The sequence below is a fragment of the Noviherbaspirillum massiliense JC206 genome, from assembly GCF_000312045.1.
GTDB lineage: Bacteria > Pseudomonadota > Gammaproteobacteria > Burkholderiales > Burkholderiaceae_D > Noviherbaspirillum > Noviherbaspirillum massiliense.
The window spans coordinates 771,636-785,830 of the sequence record NZ_HE978634.1; the positions used below are offsets into that span (position 1 = coordinate 771,636).

A 14,195-nucleotide genomic window follows, 5' to 3' on the forward strand; every position below is an offset into this window, starting at 1 on the left:
TAGTCGGATGACCCGGCAAATCTGCGATCGTTCACCTTCGGGCAAATAAGAAAGCTGCTCCACGGATCCGCGAAGCAGTGCAGGCCTCGGGCATAATGGCAGGCGGAGCGATTCGCATCCATCCTTCGATCCCGTCAACCGAAAACCACGACTACCCGGACAAGAGGTCTGTAATGAAAGCAATTCTTACCGGACATACCCGCGGCCTCGGCGCCGCCATCGCGCAGGAACTGCTCGCACGGAACATCGCCGTGCTCGGCGTGGCGCGCAAGAGGAATGCCGAACTCGAAAAGAATTTCCCGGCGCTGCTGCAGCAGGCGGAAGTCGATCTTGCCGATTCTTCGGCGCTTGCGCACTGGCTTGCCGGTGGCGCGCTGCAAGGCTTCATGGCCGGCAGCAAGGAAATCCTGCTCGTCAACAATGCCGGAATCGTGCAGCCGGTCGGGCCGATCGACACGCAGGATCCAGTCACCATTGCGCAGGCAGTGAGCCTGAACGTGGCAGCCCCGCTGATGCTGGCGGGTGCTGTGGCCGCGGCCAATCGGGGCACGGGCGGGCTGCGCATCCTGCATGTGTCCAGCGGTGCGGCACGCAATGCCTATCCCGGCTGGAGCGTCTACTGCGCAACGAAGGCGGCGCTCGACCACCATGCCCGCGCCGTGGTGCTGGACAAGACGCCGAACGTGCGCATATGCAGCCTCGCCCCGGGCGTGATCGATACCGACATGCAGGCGCAAATACGCGCCACGCCGGTCGAGCATTTCCCCCTGCGCGAACGATTCGAAGGCCTCAAGCGTGAAGGCCAGCTGACCAGCCCGGAAGACTGCGCCAGGCGGCTGGTCGATTACCTGCTCGACGCGAAGTTCGGGCAGATGCCGGTTGCCGACATTCGCGAGATCGACCGGTAAGGCGGTGCTGCATACGGGCCAGGACGCAGTTTGACAAGCGTAGCGAGCGGTCCGGATGTTGGCCGAGGAGCGCACGCGTACGCAGGTACGCCGGACACCGCAGGCCGAAAGCCGGATCGCGCAACAGCTTTGCTCACCAAGCCTAGGCGCGTATCGCTACTACTTCAAGATACTCGGCATCGACCTCGGTGGTGGCGCCGTCGCGCGCGCGGTTGTTGCGCGTCCAGAGCTGCACCAGATCGTCGCGCAGCGCGGCCTGCCCGGCGGGATCGAGTGCAGACAGCGCGCGCAGCGTCGGTCCATAGTATTGGAAGAAGAAGTCGGCTACCTCGGCCGGCGGGAAGGGGTAGCGCATCGGGTACATGCGCTTTTCGGTGGTGATGCTCGCCGTGCCTTCCCGCAGCCGTTCGCGCACGGTCGCTTCGTCACCCCATTTCACGGGAGAGGCCATCAGCGGCGGGGGCGGCACGTGCTTGCCGACGATCTTGAACATCTGCCCGACGTGGCCTTCCGGCGTCCAGTTCGCCATCGCGATGCGACCACCCGGCCGGCATACGCGCACCATCTCGGCTGCCACTTCCTCGGGGCGGGGCGCGAACATCGCGCCGATCAGGCTCACCACCAGGTCGAACGAATCATCCTGATAGGGCAGCATCTCCGCATCGCCTTCGTCGAACTGGGCACGCACGCCCTCGGCCCGGGCGCGCTCCCGCGCCCGTTCGATCAGGTTGGCGGCAATGTCGATGCCGGTCACCTGCACGCCGGCACGGGCGGCGGGAATTGCGATCTGACCCGCACCGCAGCCTATATCCAGCATGCGCGTGCCCGGTTCCACGGCCAGGCGCTGCAGGAACTCCAGCGCGCCGGGTTCCAGGTATTGGGAAAAGTGTGCGTAATCACCCGACATCCATGTCGCCTTGAGGCGATCCTTGAGCGCTTTCATGTCTGGGGTCATCTCGGTGGTCATCTCGGCCATGATTTCAGCTCCTCGGCGGTAACAACGTGAGGCTGCCCGCGTTTAATGGTCCGGGCGCAACCGGATGAAGCCGGAAGGGCGGGGCGGTCAGCAGGCAGACGTGTGGAGTGTTCGCCTGCTGCCATGAGGTGTCAACGCCATGGCAGAATACTTGTCGCCGGCTGTTTGATGATGCTCAAGGAGTCTCGGGTTCGGCAATCCAGCCTGCAACTTGAGATGCCGCCACCGTGCATGGCATCAAGGATGATGACAGGCATTGCGCTTCGACGAAGTGGTCGATTTCTGCTCGATGTGAAGTTCGGGCTGACGCTGGCGCCTGATATTCGAGACGCCGGCAGGGCAGGAGAACCGGCAATTAACGGCTCGGTCCTGCTCAGTGCGTGCCCGCGCTTCGCCTCAGCGTTTCAATTGCTGCCGCCAGCGATGCCAGGTCGGAGTCGCCCTGGTAACGGTGTCCATTGATGAAGAAGGTGGGTGTACCCTCGACGCCGCTGCGCAGCCCACCTTCGATGTCAGCCTCGATCTTCGGATCGCAGGCGCCGCCGACAAGGGCTTGTTGCAAATCCATGCGGGACAGGCCGAGCTGCCTGAAGATTTCCGCATACAGGGGCAGGCCGAGCAGCGCCTGGTTTTCATAAAGCGCATCATGCACATCCCAGAAAGGTCCCTGTGAGCCTGCGAACTCGGCCGTTTCGGCAGCGGCTGCGGCTTCGGGATGAAGCTCCGTCAGGGGAAAGTTCCGGTACACGAATCGCAGATCCTCGCCGAAGCAATCCTGCAATTGCCGGACGATGACATGAGCCTTCGCACAGTAGGGGCACTGGTAGTCGCCGTACTCGACAAGCGTGATCCTTGCGGAAGGATTGCCCTGAGCGTGATCGTCTGGCGTAACAGGAACATTGAGGTCGGGCATGATATTGGCAGTACGGATAGGAGGCTATCGCGCTTGGAGTAGCGCCTCCGGGATAGGTTCTATCCCGATCCGGCCCATTCTTTCGCCGGAACGAGCTGTCCTCGTCAGTATGCGGCGCGCAGGGCGGATATGCCTTTCCTGACCAACACTTCAGGCACCAAGCACCGTGACTACCACCTTGCGCTGCTGCGCACCGGTGCGATGCTCCCAGAGAAAGATGCCCTGCCATGTGCCGAGCAGCAGACGGCCTGCGCCGACGGGAATGGTGAGTCCGGGGCCGGTCAGCACGCTGCGCGCATGCGCGGCCATGTCGTCCGGTCCTTCGAGATCGTGGCGGTAGGCGGGATCGCCGTCGGGAGCAAGGCGTGCGAGGAGGGTGTCAAGGTCGCGCCGCACATCGGGATCGGCATTTTCCGTGATCGTCAGCGAGCAGCTGGTGTGCTGCACGAAGACATGCGCAATCCCGGTCTGCACGCCGGATGCGGTCACGATGCGCGCGACCGCTTCAGTGATGTTGCGGGTGCCGCGCCCGGGTGTCGCAAATTCGAGGATGGATTGATGGTGCATCGCTTCTCCATCAAGAGAATAGGTAGGGTGCGCATGACGCACCCTGCGTCTCATCGCAGTTTCATCGCAGCCCGGCAATCACGTCGGCTTGTGTCCCATCGCTTCGCCCAAACGGATCGCGCGCTCGGCCAGCCACTCCGGATTGAATTCGATCACGCCGCGCGGAAACAGCATCACGACGGTGGAGCCGAGCAGGAAGCGGCCCATTTCCTCGCCTTTCTTCAGCACGATGTCCTGGTCCTTGTAAGTCCACTCGCGCACGGTGCGCAAGCGCGGCGGATTGACCACGCCATGCCATACCGTTGCCATGCTGCCGACGATGGTGGCGCCGACCAGCACCAGCGCGAAGGGGCCGAACGGCGAGTCGAACACGCACACGACGCGTTCGTTGCGTGCGAACAGGCCCGGCACGCCGCGTGCAGTGGTCGGGTTCACCGAAAACAGCGAGCCCGGCACATAGATCATGCGCGTCAGCCTGCCGTCGCAGGGCATGTGGATGCGGTGGTAGTCGCGCGGGCTGAGGTAGAGCGTGGCGAAGCTGCCGTGCTCGAACATTGCCGCCAGCTTCGTGTCGCCGCCAACCAGCGCGGTAGTGGAATAGCGGTGGCCCTTGGCCTGGATGATCTGGTCATGCTCGATGGCGCCGAACTGGCTGATCGCACCATCGACCGGGCAGATGAAATCGGCATTGGCCAGCGGGCGGGCGCCTTCGCGCAAGGCCCGGGTGAAGAAATCGTTGAAGCTCTTGTAGCTGGACAGGTCCGGATTGAGCGCTTCCTGCATGTTGACGCCATAGCGCTTCACGAACCAGCGGATCAGCTGCGGCGTGAAGCGTCCATCCTCCGCACCCGCCACCCGCCCGGCAAACACGGTCAGGGCTTGTTTCGGAAGCACGTATTGATGGAGCACGGACAAACGCTTTTTCGGCACGATCGATCTCACGGAAAAGAATAGGGCCAGATTATAGCCGTAGTGGATTGGCGAGGTGGGGCGGCCAGGGCCGGCTCCGCCCTCGCGGATCGCCCGGCAACGGCATGGGATGGCGGGTGTTTCAGCGCATCGGCAAGTACGCGCTGAGAGCCTCGACCAATGCCAGCGGATAGGGAATGCCCGGATTCAGGTGATGGCAGGCATTGTCGACATACCTCGGCTGTATCTCGGGGTTTTCGCTGCGCAACAGATCGGGCAATGAATTCATCGCGCCGAACCAGTCCAGCTCGCCGATGATCTGAACCGTTCGTTTGAATTTGCGTGGCACGCCCACCACGGCGCTGACGGTGACGACATGCAGTTCGTCGTAATAGGGATCGGGACGTCCGTCCATCTGTTCCACGAATTGCTCCAGTACAAAATCGATCAGCAGGGCACCCTTGCTGTGGCCGACCAGCAGCTCCAGGTTCTTCGGCCGCGCCCTCAGGATATCCAGCAGGGTGCCGGAATCAAGCTCGCGCGGAAGCAGCTTGTTGCGCGGGTCGATGCCGAACCGGAGCGCGCTGCTTGCGTCGTCCAGGGCTTCCGAAGGGAACCATCCCGGACTCTTTTCCACCAGTATTTCCAGGTAATGACGAAGCCGGTCCAGGTATCCGTAAAAGAACCAGCCTCCCATGGCTTCGGTCATCAGATCGACGGCTCCGTATCCGGACACGATGCCTGCCACGTCGAATCCATAGGTATCCGCAACGTTGCGGGCAAGGGCTGCCGTGCCCACGATCGAGCTGCCGACACCGGCAATGGCCACGCCGCGGATATTGTCGCGCTCCCGCTTCAGCATCTCGGTCGCGTTCCTGTAGTGACGGATTCCTTCATCGTGCTTGCTTGGAGCGACCACGATCACCGCGCCTTCATGGTCCGATGCCGTGGACAGTTCCGACAGTTCATCCCGCGACAATGCCTCGATGTCGTAAAAGTACGCATCCAGAAGGATATTGCGCGCCCTCGCCAGAGGCTTGGCTGGTGCGCCGAGCAGATCGTTTTTGGAAATCATTACCCGCACCTTTCCGATGGATTCGTTTGCCTGCCTTCAGTGTAGGCGGCGTCCGCCATGGACTGTTTCCGGCATTGGGCATCGCTGAGCGATATCAATGCCGGTCAGCGCCGGCACGCGAGGCTGGCACGCCTCCTGCAACGGAACTGTTACCGGTTCGGACGGTACATATCAGCATCGTCCATCACCGTATCTCCAGGAGGAAATCCAGCCATGCGCACCATCCTCGTTTCCCTTCTGACGACTCTTCTGCTGTCGGCCTGCGCTGTCTGGAGTGAAGCCGGCAAGCGGGAATCGGTTCTGTTTGCCGAAGACGACAACGAACTGACGAAGCCGCAAGCCGTGCTGGCGCCCTACGAGGACTTCCCCTTGTCGATCCAGTTTTCCTGCCCGATGAAACGGGCGACCGCGATGAGCTGGTATTTCTTTCCCCTGCCGCCCGTGATTCCGGTCGGGTTTCTCAATGAACATGTTTCCTACCTTCGCATCAAGGTGCCGGAAGATGCGCAGCACACCATCGGGAAAATCCAGGTGCAGACCGGGGAGGGGCAGCAGGTTTCGCTTCCCGAGCAGCCGGAATCCAGGCGCGTCACCGACAATGGAAAAACCGTGGAAACGACTTACGAACTGAAAAAGGATTGCGAAACGCTGGATGGCGGATCGCTGCAGGTGGCGAGCTTTTCTTACAAGGACAGGGAATATCCGCCATCGGAAGCCCAGCTGAAGCTGGATTCCAAGCCCAAGCTGAGCATTCGGTATGCACCGTTCTGAACGAGCCGGGACGCTGCCCGCATGCCCGATGCTATGAGGCCGGTCTCCGCGCCTTGTGGGTCAGCACCAGGGCGATGCCCCCGAGGATTGCCACCGAGGCGGTCGCCAGGCGCGGCGTAATGGTTTCCGACAGGAGCGCCACACCGCCAAACGCAGCAATCAGCGGGACCGACAGCTGCACGGTGGCCGCGCGCATGGCAGAAAGCTTGCGCAGCGCCGCGTACCAGACCACGTACCCGAGGCCGGACGTGATTGCCCCGGAAGCGATGGCCAGGGCAATGCCGGGCGCATCGGCCCTGGCCTGAGTGATGAACAGCAGGCTCAGCAGGAGGGAGAGCGGCGTTGCCAGCGCGAAGTTGCCCGCTGTCGCGGATAGCGGATCGGCCACGCTGCGGCCGCGCAGGGAGTACACGCCCCAGGCCACGCCGGCAATCGCCATCAGAACGGTCCCCGTGAGCGATGGTGCAGCGATGCCGGGCGACACCAGATAGACCAGGCCGGCGACAGCCAGGGTGAAGCCGAGCCAGGCGACGGGACTGAATGCTTCCCCGGCGCGCAAGCCGGCGCTGAACATCGTCAATTGCACCGCGCCAAACAGGATCAATGCGCCCGTGCCTGCCGACAGGCTGAGATAGGCGAAGGAGAAGAAGCCGACATAGGCAAACAGCATGGCTGCGGAAAGCCAGTCGGCGCGGCGCGGCGCGGGCTGCTTCGCCCTGAAGCGCAGGATGAGCGCAAGCGCGGTTGCCCCGGACACCAGCCTGATGCTGGCAAAGCTTGCCGGATCGATGCTTTCCTGCTGCAGCGCGAGCCTGCACAACAGCGAATTGGCCGCGAAGGCCAGCATGGCCAGTGCGGTGAGGGCGATCGTGTTCAGTGCCGGGCGGTCGCCTCGCTCTTCACGCATGGCCGACCACCATGACGAGCGCCCAGGACAGTAGCATGACGCCAAGCGGCGCGCTCAGGCGCCGGCCCCAGGGGACATTCTTTTCGATGGACATGACGGCGGCAAGCAGGAGCATCCAGCCGAGGCTGCCGGTGCCGACCGCAAACATCAGCAGCATCAGTGCCCAGCAGCAGCCGACGCAGAACAGGCCGTGATGCGCGCCAAGCGTGAATGCATGCCAGCCTTGCGTATGTCCGCGCCAGTGCTGGATGACGAAGCTTAAAGGAGTGCGGCATTTTTCCAGGCACTGGTACTTGAGCCGGCTGAACTGGAATGCGCCGGCCAGGGCAATGACCGCGGCGCCGATCAGCCAGCCATGCCAGGCGAGCGCGGGCATGCTGGCGACCAGGGCCAGCACTGCAGTGTGCAGTCCATGCGCCAGCAGCCCGAACGCACCCCATGCCGCCATGTAGCCCAGGCCGAGCAGCATCAGCAGGCGACCGTGGTCCGGGCGGCCTCCCGTCAGCCGGTCAAAGGCATCGAACAGGGGCAGGGTGGTGGGCAGCATCATGGCGGCCGTCATGAGTATCCAGGCGGCGGCGTAGAGCAGCACGGGTACGATCACGTCGCCGGCGGGAAGAGTACGGCACAAAAACGCCGCCGGTCCCGACGCCGTCCAGTCTCCGTGATCGAGATAGCGGCCGTAGGGGCTGCGCGCCCATGCCCATAACGCCACCCATGCGAGCGCAACCAGCGCGGCCAGGACCGGCAGGAAGACGCGGCGGTGGCGCGAGGTGCCAGGCAGTGACAGGCCTGACGTCAAGCTCATGCGTCGAAGACGAAGGTGCTCTGCAGCGCGTTATGGTTCTTGATGTCGAGGTCGATCCCGATGGCCTCGTTCCTGGACCGATAGGTCGGCGCCTTGCCGACGAACACCGGCGCGCCCGGCACGGTCGAGAACACCGTATCGGAGAGCGTGGTCTGGCCGCCCGTCGTGCCGAGATAGGGCTCGAGCTCGGCATAGTAGTTGGTGCCGATTGCGAGTTCGCCTTTGCCCTCGTTCACGGTGAAACGTATCGGCGCCCGCTCCACCGACACGACCTTGCCGATCAGCTTGGCCAGGTCGGCAACCGGTCCGCCGGCCTCGCCGGTATAGACCTTCAGCATCGCCTGCTCCTGCTCCTTGGAAGCGTGCTCGTCGATAAAGATTGCGGCGGTCCAGTTGCCCTCCAAAATGTTGCCAGGCACATGGGCCACGGCCGCGATGGTGTTGCCGCTCACGTCGACGCCGTCGACCGTGCCCTTGTCGATGCGCCACGCGACAATGGTGTCGCAGGTGCCATGGTCAGGGTCTTCGCCGATCCAGCAGGGGCACAAGACTTTGCAGTTGCAAACTTCGAGCAGGCGGCCTTCTAAGTGATAGCTCATAGGAACCTCCGATGAAGCTATATGGACATGCCGCCACGACTCCGGCGGCAAGGACATTGCGGATTCTGCGGTCGTCCCAAGGACAAAGCGGTTCTGCCTCGAGATCGCGGATGGAGGCTTTTCACATCCACGGTTTCACTATGGTTCGCCGCCTCTTGAGCCGCAATGGGGCGCACCTGCCGCAAGAGATCAAGCTTTGAGCCAAGTCAAAATGACAATGATTACGGAAGAAGTCCGATACTTTCACGACATTTCCTTAGTCAGCCGGTTATCCCGCATTGCCAGTCATCGGTATCCACGCCGGCGCGCTGGCATGCACTGCAGCCTGTCGCTGCTTGCATGTATGACATAATTTTTGAATCTGCATCGACGAGGCCGTGCCGGCCTCCAAATCTTCAGGGAGAAATAATGAGCATCATCAGCGAATTCAGGGAGTTTGCCGTCAAGGGCAATGTGATGGACCTTGCGGTAGGTGTCATCATAGGCGGCGCCTTCAGCAAGATCGTCGATTCCCTGGTCGGCGACATCATCATGCCGGTGGTGAGCAAGCTGTTCGGCGGCCTCGATTTCAGCAACTATTTCATTCCGCTTTCGGGCCAGTACGCCTCGACGCTGGCCGACGCCCGAAAGGGAGGCGCGGTGCTCGCCTACGGCAACTTCCTCACGGTCACGCTCAACTTCATCCTCCTTGCCTTCGTCATCTTCCTGATGGTCAAGCAGATGAACCGATTCAGGACGGAAAAGCCAGCCCCGGGTCCGGCCCCCGTGCCCGAAGACATCGTCCTGTTGCGCGAAATCCGCGACAGCCTAAGAGTAAATAGCTTCCAAAAATAGGCTCCAAGCCGGCTCGTTGTGTGCAGGAACATTGTTTCGTAGATGGGGCATTCCGCCTGTCCAGCCGCAGGCACGGGGGAAATCCACGCCATTCGGCCGAAAATGGCCTTTTTCCCCGCCCGCCCGTTGAATTTTCGGCCGCGCCGGAAACCGCCCGGACCATGACGCCAGGGTATTCTTGGTTCATAATGCTGCTGCATTTCAATTTCCGGATAGCAAAATAAACAACATGTATCGCGCCATTATCAGCGGCACTGGCCTTTTCACGCCGGAGCACATCATCACCAACGCAGAGCTCGTCGAATCCTTCAATAAATACGTCGCGCTGTACAACGCGCGCAATGCGGAGCGCATCGCCGCCGGCGAAATCACCGCGTTGCAGGAATCGAGCGTGGAATTCATCGAGAAGGCATCCGGCATCAAGCAGCGCTACGTGCTTGAAAAGACCGGCGTGCTCGACCCGGAGCGCATGTACCCGCGCTTCACCGAGCGCCCCGATGATGAACTGTCGCTGGAGGCGGAAATCGCCGTGGCTGCCGCGCGCGAAGCACTGGCTGCCGCCGGCAAAACCGCGGCCGACATCGATGGCGTGATCTGCGCGGCAGCGAACATGCAGCGCGCCTATCCGGCGATGGCAATCGAAATCCAGCAGGAACTCGGCATCAACGGCTTCGCCTTCGACATGAACGTCGCCTGCTCGTCGGCCACCTTCGGCATCCAGCAGGCGGCCGATGCGGTGCGCTGCGGCTCGGCACGCGCGGTGCTGGTAGTGAATCCGGAAATCACCTCCGCCCACCTCGAGTGGCGCGACCGCGACTGCCACTTCATCTTCGGTGATGTCGCCACCGCGGTCGTGGTCGAGCGCGCCGAACTGGCCTCGCCCTCGGCGGCGCAGAAATGGGAAGTGCTGGGCACCAAGCTCGCGACCCAGTTCTCCAACAACATCCGCAACAACTTCGGCTTCATGAACAGCGCCGAAGACAGCGACCCGAACGCGCGCGACAAGAAATTCCGCCAGGAGGGCCGCAAGGTATTCAAGGAAGTGGTGCCGATCGCCGCCGCGCACATCGAGGGACATCTGGATACCCTCGGCATCAAGCCGACCGATGTGCGCCGCTACTGGCTGCACCAGGCCAACCTCGGCATGAACCAGCTGGTTGGCAAGAAACTGCTCGGCCGCGAGGCAACCGCCGACGATGCGCCGATCATCCTCGACGAATTCGCCAATACCGCTTCCGCCGGTTCGGTGATCGCCTTCCATCGCCACAACGCCGACCTGGCCGCCGGTGACCTCGGCGTAATCTGCTCCTTCGGCGCCGGCTATTCCGTCGGCAGCGTGGTGGTGCGCAAGCTGTAACGGCATCGCGTACGACAGGACAGGCCGCCCTCATGCGGCCTCATCGCGGCCTGCTCCTGTAGCCTGATTCCCTTCCCATAGGAGCCTCTCCGCATGTGGGACTATCCCCATCCTCATACACTTTCCGTCAGCCCGCAGCCGGGCGACATCGACGGCCTCAACCACACCAACAACGCCGTCTACGTGAAATGGTGCGAGCAGGTCGCCTGGTCGCATTCCGAACATCTCGGCCTGACTCTCGACGACTATCGCCGCCTCGACCGCGCGATGGCGATCCGTCGCAGCGAATACGACTATCTGCTCGCCACCTACCTCGGCGAGCCGCTCACCATCGGAACCTGGCTGGTCGCCAGGGGAGGGAATGCAGGCAGCGCCAGCATGGAGCGCCGCTTCCAGATCGTCCGTTCCTCGGATGGCGCGACCGTCTTGCGCGGGCGCTGGGAACTGGTCTGCATCCAGCTGAGCAATGGCCGCGTGCGCAGGATGCCGGAGGAATTCGTTGACGCTTATGTGTCCGCTGTGGTGTCTGACGGAAGCTGATTCGAAAAGCAGCCAGTAGGGTGCGCCCCGCGCATCGTCAAACCATCGCAGCAGATCCGCCAGACTCCCGTCATCCGAGTGCGTTCCGTTACGGCCTATCGCGACGCTGCTGCATGAAATGGTGCGCGCAGCGCACCCTGCGCACGCTGCATCAGCGGTCGACCGCGGTCAGCCTTGAACGTCGCCCGGCTTCCACATCCCCGTTGAAACATACCGCTCGCCGGTATCGCTCAATACGGTCACGATGCTGCGGTACCTCCCGCTTGCCGCCAGCCTGATGGCCCCATGCACGAAAGCGCCCGAGGAAGGCCCGACGAACAGGCCGTGCAAGGCCAGGCGCCGCGACATGGCGAGGGCTTCGTCAAGCGTGACGCCGATGCGCTCGTCGATCAGCGACTGATCGAGCAGGGCGGGGACGATGTCGCCGGGATGGCCGAGCGGCTTCAGGCCTTCGATGCCGGGAAAAGTTTCCGGAATCACGGCCGCCACATGCAGTTTGGTGCCACGCTCGCGCAGGCGCCGCGCAACGCCGGTGAGCGTGCCGCCGGTCCCCACGCCGGCAACCAGCGCGTCGGGTGCGGCTCCCGTGTATGACGCCAGCTGCTCCAGCATCTCGCTCGCCGTTTCTTCATAGTGAACCTGCCAGTTGTCGGCATTGCCGTACTGGTCGCAGTACCAGTAGCGGTCCGGCTGCTCGGCCGCGAGGCGCTGTGTGTGGCGAATCGCGAAGTCGTAGCCTTCCACCGGATCGGTGAGTATGAGTTCGGCACCATGCGAACGGATGCGCTGCAGGCGTTCGGCGCTCGCATTGCCCGGCACCACCAGTGTCACCGGCACACCCAGCGCCGCACCCAGCATGGCGTAGGAAATGCCGGCATTGCCGGACGAGGAATCGAGCAACCGGCGTCCGCCCGCGAATCGTCCCGCCGCAATGGCGCGGGTGAGCATGCGTGCTACCGGCCGGTCCTTGATCGAGCCGCCCGGATTCACGCTTTCCAGTTTCGCAAACAGCCTGGTCCCGGACGCGACCTCACGCACCAGCGGGATCTCGACCAGTGGCGTGTGACCGATGGCGGCAAGCAGCGCCGGTGCGCCGGAGGAAATGGCGGCTTCGTTCTTCATGCCGCCGTCCGCGCGCAGAATTGTTCATAGTCCACGTATGCAATTTCCTGTGCCGCGTCGCCGCAATAAGGGCAGGCGGGATCGCGCAGCAGCGCCAGTTCGGCAAAGCGTGTCTTGAGCGCATCGTAGGTCAGCAGTCGGCCCACCAGCGGATCGCCGATATCGAGCAGGAGCTTGATGGTTTCGATCGCTTCCAGCAGGCCGATCACGCCCGGCAGCACTCCCAGCACGCCGGCATCGGCGCAGGAGGGCGCCATCTCGGGCGGCGGCGGCTCCGGATACAGGCAGCGATAGCACGGGCCGCGGCGCTTCGGATAGCGCGGCCAGAACACCGTCGCCTGGCCCTCGAAGCGATAGACCGAGCCGTGCACGTTCGGCTTGCCGAGCTTGACGCAGGCATCGTTGACCAGATAACGCGTGGGGAAATTGTCGGAGCCGTCGACCACCACGTCGAAACCGGAAAAGATTTCTTCCACGTTGCCGCTGTGCAGGCGCGTTTCGAAACCCTGCACCTTGATGGAAGGATTGAGCGCTTCCAGTGCCTGCCGTGCCGAAGCCACCTTGCTCATGCCGATGCGCGCATCCGCATGCAGGATCTGGCGCTGCAGGTTGCTGCGGTCCACCACGTCATGGTCGACGATGCCGAGCGTGCCGATGCCGGCAGCGGCAAGATAGAAAGCAGCGGGAGAGCCGAGCCCGCCGGCGCCGATCAGCAGCACCTTGCTGTTGATCAGCTTCATTTGCCCGGCTTCGCCCACTTCCGGCATCATCAGGTGGCGCGCATAGCGTTCGCGCGCATGCGGGTCGAGCCGTTGCGGCGTTTCGAAGGGCAAGCCTTCGTTCTTCCAGCGCGAGAAGCCGCCGGCCATCGAATACAGCTGGCGATAGCCGAGCTTCTGCAATTCCTCGGCGGCAAACAGCGAGCGCACGCCGCTATTACACATCGTCACAACCGGTTGGTCGTGGTCCGGCACGCTGTCCTCGACGCGCAATTCCAGGAAGCCGCGTCCGAGCCTATGCGCGCCGACCGGGCTGCCCTGGGCAATCTCATCCGCTTCGCGCACGTCGACCAGCGCCGCGCCCCTGGCTTGCAGGGCCATTGCTTCTGCCGGCGTCACCTCGGGAATGGCCGCCTTCAGTTCAGCCAGGCGGCGGTCCTTGCCTTTCATGATCGATTCCTCCTGCGACGGCGGGAATGATCGAAACGATATCCCCGTCGGCCAACGGGGTTTGCATGCCGTCCACCGCGCGGATGTTCTGGCTGCCCAGATAGATATTGACGAACTGGCGCAGCTCGCCGCTCTCATTCAGTATGCGCGGCAGCAGGCCTTCGTGCTGCGTGCCGAGCGCATGCAGGGCATCCGCGATGCTGGACGCGTCGACACGAACTTCGTCCGCGCCTTGCGTGTAGGAACGCAATGGGGTTGGGATGCGTATCGTCACCGTGCTCACGATTGAATCACCTCCTCGTCGAACACTTGTGCCTTATTCAGGCGCCATGAACGCAGGTCGCGCACGCCGCCGTCCGTCACCTCGAGGATGACGTAGGACCATTCCGGCCACGCGGCAAGCCGGTCGGTTTCGGAAGGGCGGGCCGGATGATCGGGATGCGTATGCCACACGCCCAGTACTTCCAGTCCCTGCGCACGCGCGGCATTGTCGGCGTCCAGAAGGTGTTGCGGGTCCAGTTCGTAACGGTCGCGGGCGCGTTCCAGGTTAAGGTTGCGAGCCTGCGTCACGCGCCGGACCACATGGTCCGCTGCTGCACGTTCGCCAATCAGGAGGCCGCAGCTTTCATGGGGGTAAGCCGACTCTGCCCACGATGCAAGCGTGGTCCGGCAATCGCCTGGAAGATACAGCGTCGGCATGCGTCAATCCGCCATTTCCTTCAAATGAGATTCGCTTTTTG

The 14,195-nt window shown here is 63.0% G+C and carries 17 protein-coding genes; 5 read left to right on the forward strand and 12 right to left on the reverse strand.

Annotated features, from left to right (window positions below; all coding sequences use genetic code 11):
* Positions 1–173 precede the first annotated feature (173 nt).
* The gene (locus HGHM_RS03925) at positions 174–908 is read left to right on the forward strand and encodes an SDR family oxidoreductase (RefSeq protein WP_026075675.1); all 735 of its coding nucleotides are present in this window, start codon (positions 174–176) and stop codon (positions 906–908) included.
* Positions 909–1,050: 142 nt separating this feature from the next.
* Here HGHM_RS03925 and HGHM_RS03930 read toward each other — a convergent pair whose 3' ends face one another.
* From HGHM_RS03930 to HGHM_RS03950, 5 genes are all read right to left on the reverse strand, one after another.
* Positions 1,051–1,884 (reverse strand): class I SAM-dependent methyltransferase, encoded by an 834-nt coding sequence (locus HGHM_RS03930; RefSeq protein WP_019140207.1) that lies wholly within the window; start codon positions 1,882–1,884, stop codon positions 1,051–1,053.
* A 373-nt stretch (positions 1,885–2,257) separates the two neighbouring features.
* Complete coding sequence (locus HGHM_RS03935) at positions 2,258–2,797, reverse strand: DsbA family protein (RefSeq protein WP_019140208.1); 540 nt, start codon at positions 2,795–2,797, stop codon at positions 2,258–2,260.
* Between the two features lie 150 nt (positions 2,798–2,947).
* Positions 2,948–3,364, reverse strand: coding sequence for a secondary thiamine-phosphate synthase enzyme YjbQ (locus tag HGHM_RS03940; protein WP_019140209.1), 417 nt, complete (start codon positions 3,362–3,364; stop codon positions 2,948–2,950).
* Positions 3,365–3,442: 78 nt separating this feature from the next.
* On the reverse strand, positions 3,443–4,294 hold the full coding sequence (asd, locus tag HGHM_RS03945) for an archaetidylserine decarboxylase (protein WP_148415353.1): 852 nt from the start codon (positions 4,292–4,294) through the stop codon (positions 3,443–3,445).
* 121 nt (positions 4,295–4,415) lie between these two features.
* Positions 4,416–5,348: a hypothetical protein gene (locus tag HGHM_RS03950; RefSeq protein ID WP_019140211.1), complete on the reverse strand. Its 933-nt coding sequence runs from the start codon at positions 5,346–5,348 to the stop codon at positions 4,416–4,418.
* Between the two features lie 213 nt (positions 5,349–5,561).
* On the opposite strand from HGHM_RS03950, the gene HGHM_RS03955 reads away from it, so the two are divergent.
* Complete coding sequence (locus HGHM_RS03955) at positions 5,562–6,119, forward strand: hypothetical protein (protein WP_019140212.1); 558 nt, start codon at positions 5,562–5,564, stop codon at positions 6,117–6,119.
* Between the two features lie 31 nt (positions 6,120–6,150).
* On the opposite strand, the gene HGHM_RS03960 is transcribed toward HGHM_RS03955, so the two are convergent.
* Genes HGHM_RS03960 through HGHM_RS03970 form a run of 3 tightly spaced genes read right to left on the reverse strand, consistent with a single transcriptional unit; the run spans position 6,151 to position 8,433 of the window.
* On the reverse strand, positions 6,151–7,026 hold the full coding sequence (locus tag HGHM_RS03960; protein WP_019140213.1) for a DMT family transporter: 876 nt from the start codon (positions 7,024–7,026) through the stop codon (positions 6,151–6,153).
* Entirely contained in the window at positions 7,019–7,834 is an 816-nt protein-coding gene (locus HGHM_RS03965) for a DUF2182 domain-containing protein (RefSeq protein WP_019140214.1), read from the reverse strand. Before HGHM_RS03965 ends, HGHM_RS03960 begins: the two co-directional genes overlap by 8 nt.
* Positions 7,831–8,433: a DUF1326 domain-containing protein gene (locus HGHM_RS03970; protein ID WP_019140215.1), complete on the reverse strand. Its 603-nt coding sequence runs from the start codon at positions 8,431–8,433 to the stop codon at positions 7,831–7,833. Before HGHM_RS03970 ends, HGHM_RS03965 begins: the two co-directional genes overlap by 4 nt.
* Before the next feature lie 408 nt (positions 8,434–8,841).
* On the opposite strand from HGHM_RS03970, the gene mscL reads away from it, so the two are divergent.
* From mscL to HGHM_RS20605, 3 genes are all read left to right on the forward strand, one after another.
* Complete coding sequence (mscL, locus tag HGHM_RS03975; RefSeq protein ID WP_019140216.1) at positions 8,842–9,267, forward strand: large conductance mechanosensitive channel protein MscL; 426 nt, start codon at positions 8,842–8,844, stop codon at positions 9,265–9,267.
* A 229-nt stretch (positions 9,268–9,496) separates the two neighbouring features.
* Positions 9,497–10,624: a beta-ketoacyl-ACP synthase III gene (locus HGHM_RS03980; RefSeq protein WP_019140217.1), complete on the forward strand. Its 1,128-nt coding sequence runs from the start codon at positions 9,497–9,499 to the stop codon at positions 10,622–10,624.
* Between the two features lie 93 nt (positions 10,625–10,717).
* On the forward strand, positions 10,718–11,164 hold the full coding sequence (locus HGHM_RS20605) for an acyl-CoA thioesterase (RefSeq protein ID WP_019140218.1): 447 nt from the start codon (positions 10,718–10,720) through the stop codon (positions 11,162–11,164).
* Between the two features lie 168 nt (positions 11,165–11,332).
* On the opposite strand, the gene HGHM_RS03990 is transcribed toward HGHM_RS20605, so the two are convergent.
* The 4 genes from HGHM_RS03990 to HGHM_RS04005 are packed head-to-tail and all read right to left on the reverse strand — an operon-like array spanning position 11,333 to position 14,154.
* Positions 11,333–12,286: a PLP-dependent cysteine synthase family protein gene (locus HGHM_RS03990; RefSeq protein ID WP_019140219.1), complete on the reverse strand. Its 954-nt coding sequence runs from the start codon at positions 12,284–12,286 to the stop codon at positions 11,333–11,335.
* Positions 12,283–13,455 (reverse strand): molybdopterin-synthase adenylyltransferase MoeB, encoded by a 1,173-nt coding sequence (gene moeB / locus HGHM_RS03995; RefSeq protein ID WP_019140220.1) that lies wholly within the window; start codon positions 13,453–13,455, stop codon positions 12,283–12,285. Before moeB ends, HGHM_RS03990 begins: the two co-directional genes overlap by 4 nt.
* The gene (locus tag HGHM_RS04000) at positions 13,427–13,738 is read right to left on the reverse strand and encodes a MoaD/ThiS family protein (protein ID WP_034348386.1); all 312 of its coding nucleotides are present in this window, start codon (positions 13,736–13,738) and stop codon (positions 13,427–13,429) included. The genes moeB and HGHM_RS04000 overlap by 29 nt, the downstream gene beginning before the upstream one ends.
* On the reverse strand, positions 13,735–14,154 hold the full coding sequence (locus HGHM_RS04005; RefSeq protein WP_019140222.1) for a M67 family metallopeptidase: 420 nt from the start codon (positions 14,152–14,154) through the stop codon (positions 13,735–13,737). The genes HGHM_RS04000 and HGHM_RS04005 overlap by 4 nt, the downstream gene beginning before the upstream one ends.
* Positions 14,155–14,195 lie beyond the last annotated feature (41 nt).

Bases quoted from the DNA above. Each gene is read 5' to 3' on its own strand.
- HGHM_RS03930 (WP_019140207.1), bottom strand. From the start codon at position 1,884: ATGGCCGAGATGACCACCGAGATGACCCCAGACATGAAAGCGCTCAAG.
- moeB (WP_019140220.1), bottom strand. From the start codon at position 13,455: ATGAAAGGCAAGGACCGCCGCCTGGCTGAACTGAAGGCGGCCATTCCC.
- HGHM_RS03955 (WP_019140212.1), top strand. From the start codon at position 5,562: ATGCGCACCATCCTCGTTTCCCTTCTGACGACTCTTCTGCTGTCGGCC.
- mscL (WP_019140216.1), top strand. From the start codon at position 8,842: ATGAGCATCATCAGCGAATTCAGGGAGTTTGCCGTCAAGGGCAATGTG.
- HGHM_RS03965 (WP_019140214.1), bottom strand. From the start codon at position 7,834: ATGAGCTTGACGTCAGGCCTGTCACTGCCTGGCACCTCGCGCCACCGC.
- HGHM_RS03940 (WP_019140209.1), bottom strand. From the start codon at position 3,364: ATGCACCATCAATCCATCCTCGAATTTGCGACACCCGGGCGCGGCACC.
- HGHM_RS03990 (WP_019140219.1), bottom strand. From the start codon at position 12,286: ATGAAGAACGAAGCCGCCATTTCCTCCGGCGCACCGGCGCTGCTTGCC.
- HGHM_RS03980 (WP_019140217.1), top strand. From the start codon at position 9,497: ATGTATCGCGCCATTATCAGCGGCACTGGCCTTTTCACGCCGGAGCAC.
- HGHM_RS04005 (WP_019140222.1), bottom strand. From the start codon at position 14,154: ATGCCGACGCTGTATCTTCCAGGCGATTGCCGGACCACGCTTGCATCG.
- HGHM_RS03950 (WP_019140211.1), bottom strand. From the start codon at position 5,348: ATGATTTCCAAAAACGATCTGCTCGGCGCACCAGCCAAGCCTCTGGCG.
- HGHM_RS03970 (WP_019140215.1), bottom strand. From the start codon at position 8,433: ATGAGCTATCACTTAGAAGGCCGCCTGCTCGAAGTTTGCAACTGCAAA.
- HGHM_RS03925 (WP_026075675.1), top strand. From the start codon at position 174: ATGAAAGCAATTCTTACCGGACATACCCGCGGCCTCGGCGCCGCCATC.
- HGHM_RS03935 (WP_019140208.1), bottom strand. From the start codon at position 2,797: ATGCCCGACCTCAATGTTCCTGTTACGCCAGACGATCACGCTCAGGGC.
- HGHM_RS03960 (WP_019140213.1), bottom strand. From the start codon at position 7,026: ATGCGTGAAGAGCGAGGCGACCGCCCGGCACTGAACACGATCGCCCTC.
- HGHM_RS20605 (WP_019140218.1), top strand. From the start codon at position 10,718: ATGTGGGACTATCCCCATCCTCATACACTTTCCGTCAGCCCGCAGCCG.